Genomic DNA, 12172 nt, shown 5'->3' on the forward strand with positions numbered 1-12172 from the left:
TACCCGCGGAATTCCAGCCCGCACTCGGGTGAAACCCCTAGATCAGCACCCGCACGACGCCAGCTTGACCAGAACCGTGTCGAGCGCCGCCCGTCCGGTCACAGCACCCCCCGAGCCGCTGGCCATGATCGCGAAGACCAGCAGCCGCCCATCCTTGGTCGTCAACGTTCCCGCCATCGTGTTGACGCCGCTCAGCGTGCCCGTCTTGCCTCGCACCACGCCCTGACCGGCCTGGTTGGGCTTGGGCGAGACGAACCGCTTGTGCATCGTCCCCGACCAACCCGCCACCGGCAGACCCCCGAAGATCGCCGACAGGGCCGGTTTCTGCCCGGACGCGGCGAGCGACAACAACTGCGTGAGCAGGGAGGGGCTGATGCCGTTGTGCCGGGACAGACCGCTCGCGTCGTAGAGGTTGGCCTCGTCGGCGGGTAGCCCGAGGTCGGTCAGCCGGGCGAGGATCGCCTCGGTGGCGTCGTCGAACGTGCCCGGCTTGCCGTCGGCCAGCGCGACCTGCCGCCCCAGCGCCTCGGCCGCCGTGTTGTCGCTCTGCTCCAGCATCCAGTCGGTGAGCTGCACCATCGGCGGCGACTGCACCACCCCGAGCTGCTGCCCCGGCACGACACCGGACGGCGCGGACGAGGCTGCGGACGAGGGCGCGGAAGAGGCCGCGGCAGTAGGCGCCTTGCCCTTGCGCACGGCCGAGGTCGGCACCCCCAGCAGCCGCGCGAACGCTCTGGCCGCCGCGTTGGCCGGATCGCTCGACCGCGGATCACCGCCGAACTCGTTGTGGATCGGCTTGATCCGTCCCGCGTTCACCATCAGCGCCTGCACGCGCGAGACCTGGCCGAACGAGATGTCGCCGGAGTCCCAGCCCTTCGCCGTCTCGGCCCCGCTGAACAGCGAGGTGTCGTACAGCAGACGCGTCGGCTCGACCCCGCCCAGCGCCTTCTTGACCTGCGCCGCGAGCAGGTCGAGCCGCGCCGCGCCGGGGAACAGGCTGTTCTTCGTCGTCGCGAGAGTCGGGTCGCCGCCGCCGATCAGCACGACCTCGCCCGGTTCGTCGCCGGCCACCACGCGGGTGCTCAGCCGGTAGGAGGCGCCTCGCGCGTCCAGCACCGCCGCCGCGGTCAACAGTTTCGTGGTCGAGGCGGGCGTCGTCATCGTGTCGGCGTTGCGGGCGTAGAGCACGTCGCCCGAAGCCACATCAACGACCGCGACGTGCACCTTCGTGCCGAGCGCCGAGGATTTCACCAACGGATCGATCGCCGCCGACACACCCTCGGCGGTCAACGCGGTTCCTCCGCCCGATGCCGCCGCGAGCACGGGCGTCGGCGAGGGGTCGGGCGTCGCCGGTGCGGGCGTCGGCTTGCGCGAGGGTTCGGCCGACAGCCATCCGTCGACGGGCCCCGGCCGCACCAGCGCGACAACTCCAGCCGCCAGGACGACAAAGACGACAATCCCTAGAGCAAAGAATTTCGTACGAGTTTTTACACGCGTATTCGCTGCCCCTGGCCCAGCACCGTCGTTGGTCACGGCCGTGCCGCCCGCTACGGGGGATAATGCCGGGTCGCGCATATCCAGCCCGCCATTCCCGCCCGCCCTGCCAGCGGCGGCCGCCCCCATCGCCGAAGCCGCCCCCGAAGCCGCACCGCCCACCGAGGCCGTGCCCGACGCCGGCGACGCCGGACCGCCCACCGAAGCCGTGCCCGACGCCGGACCGCTCAAGGGCGTTCTTCCGGACGCCGGACCATCGGCCGAAGCCGTTCCGCCCACCACGGCCGCGGCCGTTCCCGGAGCCTCAGCCCCCGAAGCGGTCCGCAACGTGTTCAACGGCACCGAGGCCCGCCCATACGTGCCCCCGGTCACCGGCGCGACGACTTCCGCACCGGAAGCACCAGAAACGCCGGACGGGCCGGACGGGCCAGAAGCACCCGTCACGGCGGAGGCGCCGGAAGCGCCGGCCGCGCCGGATTTGTCGGGTGCCGGGCTCGGCGTCTGCGGCTGCATGCGCCGATTTTCCGGCCCGTCCGCAACCTCGCGCGCGGATTGCCCCAATTCGATACCGCCTTTACCCGCGACCGTGGCCCGACCGGGTGTGGATTCCGGCCGAACGGGTGGCGCGAGCTTTCCGCCCCGCTCGACATCTGCGAGCGTTTTGGGCGATTGTTGGGGAATTTGAATGGTTTTGGAGCTTGCGGCATCGGCGATCGCGCCCCGCTGCGGCAAAGCGACAGTCGTCGAGCCCTCAGCCGGGTTACCGTTCTCGGAGTCACGATGCGACTCGGACACGCCGTCGTACCCGGGACCGTCGTGTGAAACTGGCCTCCCCACGAGCCCCTCCTAGAGCGCGGCGTAAGACTTAGGGGAGACTAGCGACATCCGGCACACCGTCGCGCGCGGATCCTGTCGGCCTGTCCCGGCCGCAGCCTGCCACGCCCGTTGGACCGGTTTCTCTCACGGGCGAACAAGGGAGCACATGATGGATTTCGACGTTCTGGTTGAGATCCCCAAGGGCCAGCGCAACAAGTACGAGGTCGACCACAAGACGGGCCGCATCCGGCTCGACCGGACGCTGTTCACCGCGACCCAGTACCCGGCTGACTACGGCTTCATCGAGGGCACCCTGGGCCAGGACGGTGACCCGCTCGACGCGCTGGTCCTCGTGCAGGAGCCGACCTTCCCTGGCTGCCTGATCCGGGCGCGCGCCATCGGCATGTTCCGCATGTCCGACGAGAAGGGCCGCGACGACAAGGTCCTCTGCGTCCCCTTCGAGGACCCGCGGCAGGAGCACCTGCGCGACATCCACCACCTCGGTGAGTTCGATCGCATGGAGATCCAGCACTTCTTCACGGTCTACAAGGACCTCGAACCGGGCAAGTCCGTCGAGGGCGCCACCTGGGTCGGCCGGGTCGAGGCCGAGGAGGAGATCCGCGCCTCGTTCAAGCGCGCCGAGGCCGCCGAGGCCGACGGCGAGGGCCACGAGCACTGATCCACCGGCCGCGCCCCGCCGTCGCCCGTCGACGTCGCGCGGCCCGCAACGTCCGCACGCGCGGGTGGCTAGGGAGCAGCCACCCGCGCGACGCATTTCCGAGGCACCGCGAAAAGATCAAGCGACGCTGATGTTGCCCACCGCGTCGTAGAGCCCGACCACCGCGCAGGCCACCGGAATCACCGACACGACGACCAGCGTGTCCAGCAGGTCGGCGGCCCGCCCCAGATAGGGCGACGGCGGCCGCTCCGAATACGTCGCACCGGCCACGACGGTGATCAACGCCAGCACCAGCGCCGCCCCGACCACGCCGAGCAGCACCGCCGCGTTCGCGCCGCGCAGCAGGTCGACGCCGAGCGCCGCGACCCCGGCCAGCCCGCCGACGACCAGCGGCACCCGCTGGCGCAACGTCACGAACAGCCGCGACCGCAGCAGCAACGCCGCCGCCGAGACCGCGATCAAAATGCGCGCCGAGAGCGTGCCGGCCACGGCCAGCACCGCGAACGCGCCCACGGCCAGCACGGCGTGGCCGAGCAGCATGCCGGCGAGCAGTTCCTCGGTGCGGGTCACGGCCGCGAAGACGGTGGCCCGGTCGGGCCGTTCGCGAGCGGCGTCCAGCGCGCCGCCCGGGCTGACCCCGGTGAACCCCTCGGCCGCTTCGGCTCCCGTCGGCATCGTGACCGGCGGCGTCGGCATCTTCCCGAAGCGGATCGCCAGCAGCGGCAGCGCGCCGATCCCGCAGACCAGGATCGACAACAGCACCGCGGCGGCCCCGGCCGCGGTGGTCACCAGGCTGACCAGCGCGGTCACCGCGCCCAGCAGACCAGTCACGGCTCCGGCCGTGAAGAGCCGTTGCCGCGCGGCCACGCCGACCCCGCCGAGCGCCGCGACCAGCAGCAACGCGACCGACCCGGCCAGCAATTCGGAGTCGCCCAGCCACGGCAGCAGTCCGACCGCGCCGACGCGGTCGTCGGTGGCGACGAGAACGGCCCCGCCGGCGAAGCCGAACGGCATCGCGTAAGCGCCCAGGGCCGCGCCGGCGCGCGCATCCCCGTACGCCCGGGAAGCGGTCACACCGGCCAGCGCCAGCAGGACCGCGAGCCCGAGACCGGCATAGCCCGCGCCGCTCCACCCTGGACCCGCGACGAGCAGCGCCAGCAGGGCGATCGCGAGCGCCACCCCCGCCCCGGCCAGGGTCGCTGTGCGGGTCGAGGCCGGCGTCCACGCACTGCCCCGGCGGCGAGCACCCTCGGCGATGGCCTCGACCACGTCGTCGTACTCGAGCTCGGGCCAGTCGTCGTGAGCCGGGACGAGATGGAGCACCTCCCCGTCCCGTACGCCCTGGGGGAAAAGACCCTGGGAGGTGGCCAGCGCGATCCCGTCGGTGCGCCGCAGCACCCACCCGCCGTGTTTCTCGCCGTCGTCGGCCAGGCCCTCGCCCGCGTGCCGCAGCACCTCGGGCAGCAGTTCGGCCAGCGGCACGTGCTCGGGGAGCGCCACGTCGATGCGGCGGTGCGGGGCGCTGATCGTCACCCGGGCCAGACCGATGCTCATGAGCACTTCCCATCGAAATTGATGAGGCTGCGGACGCGAGCGGACTTTACCTACCATGATGAGAACACGACAGGCAGTGACCGTTGCACCCTTGTGGACGAGAGGGAAGAACGCGGCATGAGCACGGTGGTGATCAAGCGGACGGCCCGCCGTCCCTCGCCGGAGATCCCGACCGGCGAGATCGCCGTCGAGCCTCCGCCCGAAATTCCGCAGGCCATGGGCGGTCGCTGGCAGCAGGCGGTGATGGCGCTGCCCATGCTGGGCGGCTCGGTCGCGATGGCGATGATGATGGGGCAGGGCCGGGGCGGCGCCTATTCCTATGTGATCGGTGGCCTGTTCGGCATCTCGTCGATCGCGATGCTGGCGACCAGCTTCGGCGCGAACGGCTCGCCGAAGAAGGCCGAGATGATGGCGGCCCGCCGCGAATACCTGCGGCACCTCTCCGGCCTGCGCAAACGCGTCCGCGAGACGGCTCGCAAGCAACGCATCGGCCTGCTCTACCGCCATCCCGATCCGACCAAGCTGTGGTCGACCGCGGGCAGCCATCGGGTGTGGGAGCGGCGCACGAGCGATCCCGACTTCGGCGTCGTGCGGCTCGGGATCGGGCCGCAGACGCTGGCCACGCCGCTGCTGCCGCCGGTGACCCGCCCGCTCGACGAGCTCGAGCCGATGACCGCGGGGGCACTGCGGCGCTTCCTCGACGCCTACTCGGTGGTCCCCGACCTGCCGGTGGCCGCGTCGCTGCGCGGCTTCGCCCGGGTCTTCCTGCGCGGCGCCGACCCCGACGTGCACGACCTCACCCGAGCGGTGGTCGCTCAGCTCGCCACCTTCCACGCGCCCGACGATCTGATCATCGCCGTCTGCGCCGGTCCCGAGCGGCGCGCGTCCTGGGAGTGGGCGAAGTGGCTGCCGCACAACCTGCACCCGGCCCGCACCGACGCGCTGGGCCACGTACGTCTGGTCGCGAGCACCGGTCAGGAACTGGAAGCCCTGCTCGAAGACGTGATCGCCAACCGGCCGCGGTTCTCAAGAGGGCTCAGTAACCCGACCGGCCAGAGCGTCAGCTCGCCCCACGTCGTGATCGTGCTCGACGGCGCCGACCTGCGCGGCGCCACCCAGCTCGACGACGGCATCGATGGCGTGACCGTCCTCGATCTCGACGAGCAACCCCCACGGCTGCTCGACCGGTCGCTGCTCGTGCTCGAGGTCGTCAACCACAGCGGTCGGCGCGTGCTCAACACCTATTCCATGGAGCACGAGGCCGAAGTCGGCTCGCCCGACCGGCTCAGCGTCGAGCAGGCCGAGGCGGTCGCGCGCCGGCTCGCCCCGCTGCGGCTGGCCGCGCTCTCCAAGTCGTCCGACACCCCGCTCGCCTCCGAGATGGGCCTGGCCGACCTGCTCGGCCTCGGCGACCCCGAGTCGTTCAGCGTGGCCCGGGCCTGGCTGCCCCGGCCCAACCGCGACCGGCTGCGGGTGCCGATCGGTGTCGGGGCCGACGGTGCCCCCATCGAGCTCGACCTCAAGGAGTCGGCGCAGGACGGCATGGGCCCGCACGGCCTGCTGATCGGCGCCACCGGTTCCGGCAAGTCCGAGCTGCTGCGCACGCTGGTGCTGGCGCTGGCCGCCACCCACTCGTCCGAGACGCTGAACTTCGTACTGATCGACTTCAAGGGTGGCGCGACCTTCGCCTCGCTCGACCGGCTGCCGCACACCGCGGCCGTGATCACCAACCTGGCCGACGAGTTGCCGCTGGTCGACCGCATGGTCGACGCGATCGACGGCGAGCTGCTACGGCGGCAGGGGCTGCTGCGCAAGGCCGGTAACTACGCCGGCATCCGCGACTACGAGCGGGCCCGCGCCGGGGGTGCCGCACTGCCGCCGATGCCGTCGCTGCTCGTGATCTGCGACGAGTTCTCCGAGCTGCTGTCGGCCAAGCCCGACTTCATCGACCTGTTCGTCCAGATCGGACGGCTCGGCCGGTCGCTCGGTGTGCACCTGCTGCTGGCCAGCCAGCGGCTCGAGGAGGGCCGGCTGCGTGGCCTGGACACCCACCTGTCCTACCGGGTGGGTCTGCGGACCTTCTCGGCGCTCGAGTCCCGCGCGGTGCTCGGCGTGCCCGACGCCTACGAGCTACCCCGCTCACCCGGCCACGGCTACCTCAAGTTCGGCACCGAACCTCTGCTGCGCTTCAAGGCGGCGTACGTCTCCGGGCCGTTGCCCAAGGCCGGCACGCGCGCCGCGGCAGGAGGTGCCGGAGCCGATCCCCAGGTTCTCGCCTATTCGACGCGCTATGTCCCCTTGCCCAAGCAGGCCAAGCCGGTCGAGCCGAAACCCGAGGTGATCCCGGCCGGCGAGAGCGTGCTCGACGTGATGGTCGACCGCCTCGGCGGGCAGGGACCGCCGGCCCACCAGGTGTGGCTGCCGCCGCTCACCCAGTCGACCGTGCTCGACGAGCTGCTCGGACCGGTCGGCGTCGACCCGGAGCGCGGCCTGGCCTTCGCCAATCCCGAGCTGCACGGCGCGCTGCAGGTGCCGATCGCGATGATCGACAAGCCGCGCGAGCAGGTACGCGACGTGATGTGGCTGCACCTGGCCGGGGCGGCGGGCCACGTCGCCGTGGTCGGCTCGACGATGAGCGGGAAGTCGACCGTGCTGCGCTCGATGATCTGCGGGCTCGCGCTGACCCACACCCCGGCCGAGGCACAGATCTACTGCCTCGACTTCGGCGGCGGCCAGCTCGGCTCGCTGCGCGACCTGCCGCACGTCGGCGGCGTGTCGGGCCGGCTCGACGTGGTCGGGGTACGCCGGACGGTGGGCGAGATGTCCACATTGCTGGCCGAGCGGGAGGCGCGCTTCGCCACGACGGGCATCGACTCGATGGCCTCCTATCGGCGCCGCCGGGCCAACCCCGCCAACCCGGGCACCGACCCCGATCCGTTCGGCGACGTGTTCCTGGTGATCGACGGCTGGGCCACGCTGCGCAAAGAGTACGAAGAGCTCGAACCCGTCATCACCGACATCGCCACACGCGGACTCTCGTACGGGATCCACGTCGTCGTCTCCAGCTCGAGGTGGATGGACTTCCGTCCGGCGATCCGCGATCTCTTCGGTTCCCGCATCGAGCTGCGTCTCGGCGACCCGAGCGACTCCAACGTCAACCGGCGCGCCGCGATGACCGTGCCCGAACAGCCCGGCCGCGGCGTCATCGAGCACCCGACGGACAAGAACAAGTTCCTGCACCTGCTCACCGTGCGACCCGAGCTGAGCACCCTCGACGACACGGCTGACCTGGTGAAAGAGGTCGCCGCCAACTGGCACGGGGCGCCGGCCCCGCGGGTGCGCCTGTTGCCGGCCCTGGTGCCGTACGGGGAACTCGACCTTGATCGAAGCGGCGGGCTGCGTCTGCCGATCGGCATCTCGGAGGCCGACCTGCGCCCGGTCGAGATCGACTTCGCCTCGGACCCGCACTTCCTGCTCTTCGGCGACGCCGAGTGCGGCAAGTCGGCGTTCCTGCGCGGACTGGCCACCACGATCACGCACCGCTTCGCGCCCGAAGAGGCACGGATCATCCTGGTCGACTACCGGCGCTCCCTTATGGATCTTCCGGAGACCGAACACCGCATCGGGTACGGCATCCAGGCGCAGAAAACCCTCGAGCTGATGCAATCGGTCGCCGGCTACATGCAGCGCCGCCTGCCCGGACCCGACGTCACCGCGCAGCAACTCCGCGAACGCTCGTGGTGGACCGGGCCCGAACTGTTCGTGCTGGTCGACGACTACGACCTGGTCGTCGCCGGGCCGACCAACCCGCTCACCCCGCTGCTCGAATATCTGCCCCAAGCGCGCGACGTCGGCCTGCACCTGATCCTGACGCGACGGGCCGGCGGCGCGGGACGGGCGCTCTACGAGCCGATCATCCAGCGGCTGCGCGAACTGTCAGCGCCCGGCCTGGTGATGTCCGGGCCGTCGGACGAGGGGGCTCTCATCGGTGCCGTCCGGCCGGCGCTGTTGCCGCCCGGACGAGGCCGCCTGCTCACTCGCCGTGAGGGCGTACGGCTGATCCAGTTGGCATATCTCGCACCGCTCTGACGATCACCAGGATTTAACAGACAGGCAGTGCGATAGGCATAGACGGACAGCAGCCGAAGAGCGCTGTTTCGGAGTAATCTGCATCGACCGTCCAGGATCCAGAATGGCGATGCGAACCGTGACCGCTCTGCGCGTGAGTTCCTCCCGAGGTGGCCTCGGTCGTCTCGTCGCGGCCACCGCCGCGGGAATCGTCGCCCTGGGCATCCCGGCCACACCGGCGTTCGCCGCACCTCCGCCGCTCGCCGCACCTCCGCCGCTCACTTCGCCTTCGCCGCTCGCCGAGCCGGGCCCGCTGCAGGGTGACTCGGTGCGCGCCGACGAGTGGCACCTGAACACGCTGAAGGTCCCCGAGGCCTGGACCTATGCCAACGGCGCCGGCATCACGGTCGCGGTCATCGACTCCGGTGTCGACGCCGACCATCCCGACCTGGCCGGCCAGGTGCTTCCCGGCCTCGACCTGGTCGACGACGAGGGCGACGGCGACACCGACCTCGTCGGCCACGGCACCACGGTCTCGGCGATCATCGCGGGCCGCAACGACGACAGCGACGGCGTGGTCGGCATCGCCCCCAAAGCCAAGATCCTTCCGGTACGAGTCCTGGACGAGGACAATCGCTACAACGACGCCCTGATCGTGGCCCAGGGAGTGCGCTGGGCGGTCGACAAGGGCGCCCGGGTGATCAACCTGTCGCTGGGCGGCAACGGCAGCAGTGCCGCGCTGGCCGCCGCGCTCGACTACGCGTTCGCCAAAGACGTGGTCGTCGTCGCCTGCACGGGCAATTCGAGCGCCTCGTCCGCGCCCGGGGTGTGGTACCCGGCTCGCGAACCCGGCGTGATCGCCGTGGCCGGCATGGAACGCGACGGCACGTCCCTGTGGGCCGGCTCGATCACAGGCAAGGAAACGGTCCTCACGGCCCCCGCCACCCAGCTCGTCGGGGCCAACAACGAGGGCGAATACTGGAAGGTGCAGGGCACGAGCTTCGCCGCCCCGATGGTGTCGGCGACCGCGGCCCTGGTGCGTTCCCGCTGGCCCGAGATGTCGGCCGGCGAGGTCATCAACCGCATCATCCGCACGGCGAAAGACAAGGGCGCACCCGGCCGCGACCCGCAGTTCGGCTTCGGCCTGGTCGACCCGGTCGGCGCCCTGACGGCCTCGGTCCCCGCCGTCTTCGAGAACCCGCTCGACACGGCCCCTTCTCCCGGCATCGCCCGCTTCGGCAGTGCCCCCGCTCCGGGCCAGGCCCAGTCGGCCCCCGAGGGCACCAAGAATCTCGACTTCTCCGTGGCCGCCGACCCCGACTCCGGCGGCGGCGCGGCCCCCCTGTCCGACCTGCCCACCCGTTCCCACCGCGCCTGGTGGGCGGCCGCCGCCCTGTTCCTGATCTCAGTCTTGGCCGCGACCCTGACAGTGCGCCGCTTCGCCGGCACCACCTGACCCGAGCGCTGCGAACCCGCCGAGAGTCGCAACGTCGCACTTCGCGACATCCACGTTGGACAATCCCTTAATCGCCGGATATTTCGGGCATCCGGCGAAGGCCTTGCACCCGCCGCCGCGTTACATCTCGCGTTCGCAGTGGCGGATCGTCAAGCGCAGGCGCCAGTGCGGACTGCTCGGGTTCGGGTCGTGCCGGCCTTGGCGACCGGGGCTGCCTCGTTGGCGGTCAGGGCGAAGCCCGTGTTCTTGTCGTCGGCCGCGGCCGCGAAGATCACGCCGAGGACCTGACCGTTCGGGCTGACGAGCGGACCGCCCGAGTTGCCGCTGCGGACCAGGGAACGGATCGTGTAGATCTCGCGGGTCACGTCGCCCGAGTCGTAGATGTCAGGGCCGGTGATGTCGCCGACGTCGCGTACGCGGGCTGATTGGGCGTCGTAGGGCCCGTCCTGCGGATAACCGAGCACGATCGCGCTCGACCCCGTCGCCGCCTGCTTCTGCACGAACGGCATCACCGGGGCCTTCAACCCGGGCACGTAGAGAACGGCCAGGTCGCGGTCGGGGTCATAGACGACCACGGTCGCGTCTTCGCGGCGGCCGTTCACCTCGACCTCGGTCTCGCGGGTGCCGGCGACGACGTGCGCGTTGGTCATCACGCGTTCGTCGGCGTAGACGAAGCCGGAGCCCTCGATGCGCCGCGAGCAGCTCGGTGCCGTGCCCAGCACCTTGATCACCGAGCGTTTCGAACGTTGGACGATCTGGGAGCCCTTGAGGGCCGGGTCGGGCGCCGCCACGTCTTTGGCCTCGGTCGGCTTGAGACCGCCGAAGACGTCGGGGAAGCCGTTGGTGTCGAGGGTCGTGCGCAACGACGACGAGAGCGCCTGCGCCTGCTCGGGCATCACGCTGTTGATGCCGTTGAGGATCGCACTGTTGCGCACCGCCGAGTTGAGACCGGGGAACGGCGTCGAGCCCAGCGGGACCGCGATCAGCCAGGCCACCAGCAGCACCGCGACCAGCGAGACGGCCGCACCGCCGGCGTCGTCGAGTTTCTGCAACGGCCGGCTCTGGATGGCCCGGCGCAGGTGGGTGCCGAGCCAGCCGGCCAGGGTCTGCCCGAGCACGGCGACGGCGAAGATGACGACCAGCGAGACGACCAGACGCGCGGTCGGGTCGGTGAAGCGGTCGGCGATGAGCGGGCCGACCTGGAGGCCGATGAGCACCCCGCTGAAGAAGCCGCCGAAAGAGAGCGCGCCGATGACGAAGCCCTGGCGGTAGCCGCTGATCGCGAAGACCAGCATGAGCAGGATCAGGATGGCATCGACCACGAACACTCACCCAGAGTAGAAGTCGCAAGCCAGGGGTGGGTCACGGCAGAACCTCGTCGGGCGCACCGCCGCGCGTCGCCGGGACCGGGGCGCTGGCATCCGGCAGCTCGACCAGGGCACCCGGCGCCCACGGCCGTGCCCAGCCACCCATGTCGAGCAATGTCGAGATCACCCCTGCCGTGAAGCCCCAGACGAGCATCCCGCGGACCTGGAAGGCCGGGCCGATCCAACCGCTGGGGTGCCGCACCCGAATACGGTTGCGAGGGTCCACCAGTTCACCGATCGGCAATCTCGCCACATGGGCGACCTCGGCCGGCTGGCACGGGTGCACCGGGTGGGGCCGTCGCCACCAGGCCAGCACCGGGGTGACCACGAAGGAACTGACCGGAATGTAGAGGTCGGGCAGCAGCGCCACGGCTTCGGCGCTGTTCGGGTCGAGCCCTACTTCCTCGTTCGCCTCGCGCAGCGCGGTGGCGACAGCGTCGGCGTCCTCAGGGTCGGTGCCACCACCGGGGAAGGCGGGCTGCCCGGCGTGGTTGCGCATGGTCGCGGCCCGCTGCAGCACGAGCAGGTCAGGTCCCTCGGCAGGACCACCTTCACCCAGCAGTACGAGTACGGCGCTGGGCCGTCCGCCATGAGCCGGCGGGCGCACGGGAGTGAAGTCTTCGGTACGGCTGTCGCCCGCGCGAGTCAGCAGTGGCTCGAACCAGGCCGGCAGGTCGTCGGGCCGGCTCAGCACCCGTCCCCGGCTCACGCGATCACCCCCATGCCGAGGTGGTGGAG

The 12172-nt window shown here is 71.0% G+C and carries 7 protein-coding genes; 3 read left to right on the forward strand and 4 right to left on the reverse strand.

Annotation, left to right across the window (positions count from 1 at the left end; genetic code table 11):
• Positions 1-42: 42 nt before the first annotated feature.
• Positions 43-1416, reverse strand: a complete 1374-nt coding sequence (gene dacB / locus EER30_RS05280; RefSeq protein WP_240669759.1) for a D-alanyl-D-alanine carboxypeptidase/D-alanyl-D-alanine endopeptidase — start codon at positions 1414-1416, stop codon at positions 43-45.
• 1063 nt (positions 1417-2479) lie between these two features.
• Here dacB and EER30_RS05285 point away from each other — a divergent pair.
• Complete coding sequence (locus EER30_RS05285; protein ID WP_127498746.1) at positions 2480-2989, forward strand: inorganic diphosphatase; 510 nt, start codon at positions 2480-2482, stop codon at positions 2987-2989.
• Positions 2990-3106: 117 nt separating this feature from the next.
• On the opposite strand, the gene eccD is transcribed toward EER30_RS05285, so the two are convergent.
• The gene (gene eccD, locus EER30_RS05290; RefSeq protein ID WP_127498748.1) at positions 3107-4543 is read right to left on the reverse strand and encodes a type VII secretion integral membrane protein EccD; all 1437 of its coding nucleotides are present in this window, start codon (positions 4541-4543) and stop codon (positions 3107-3109) included.
• 117 nt (positions 4544-4660) lie between these two features.
• Between eccD and eccCa the strand changes: the two genes are divergently transcribed.
• Entirely contained in the window at positions 4661-8632 is a 3972-nt protein-coding gene (gene eccCa, locus EER30_RS05295) for a type VII secretion protein EccCa (RefSeq protein ID WP_127498750.1), read from the forward strand.
• A gap of 103 nt (positions 8633-8735) precedes the next feature.
• Complete coding sequence (mycP, locus tag EER30_RS05300) at positions 8736-10067, forward strand: type VII secretion-associated serine protease mycosin (protein WP_432417505.1); 1332 nt, start codon at positions 8736-8738, stop codon at positions 10065-10067.
• Positions 10068-10216: 149 nt separating this feature from the next.
• On the opposite strand, the gene EER30_RS05305 is transcribed toward mycP, so the two are convergent.
• Both EER30_RS05305 and EER30_RS05310 read right to left on the reverse strand, forming a co-directional pair.
• Entirely contained in the window at positions 10217-11395 is a 1179-nt protein-coding gene (locus tag EER30_RS05305; protein ID WP_127498751.1) for a MarP family serine protease, read from the reverse strand.
• 34 nt (positions 11396-11429) lie between these two features.
• Complete coding sequence (locus EER30_RS05310; RefSeq protein WP_432417506.1) at positions 11430-12143, reverse strand: NUDIX hydrolase; 714 nt, start codon at positions 12141-12143, stop codon at positions 11430-11432.
• Positions 12144-12172 lie beyond the last annotated feature (29 nt).

The organism is Actinoplanes solisilvae, assembly GCF_003999975.1.
GTDB lineage: Bacteria > Actinomycetota > Actinomycetes > Mycobacteriales > Micromonosporaceae > Actinoplanes > Actinoplanes solisilvae.

Bases quoted from the DNA above. Each gene is read 5' to 3' on its own strand.
- EER30_RS05285 (WP_127498746.1), top strand. From the start codon at position 2,480: ATGGATTTCGACGTTCTGGTTGAGATCCCCAAGGGCCAGCGCAACAAG.
- eccD (WP_127498748.1), bottom strand. From the start codon at position 4,543: ATGAGCATCGGTCTGGCCCGGGTGACGATCAGCGCCCCGCACCGCCGC.
- eccCa (WP_127498750.1), top strand. From the start codon at position 4,661: ATGAGCACGGTGGTGATCAAGCGGACGGCCCGCCGTCCCTCGCCGGAG.
- mycP (WP_432417505.1), top strand. From the start codon at position 8,736: ATGGCGATGCGAACCGTGACCGCTCTGCGCGTGAGTTCCTCCCGAGGT.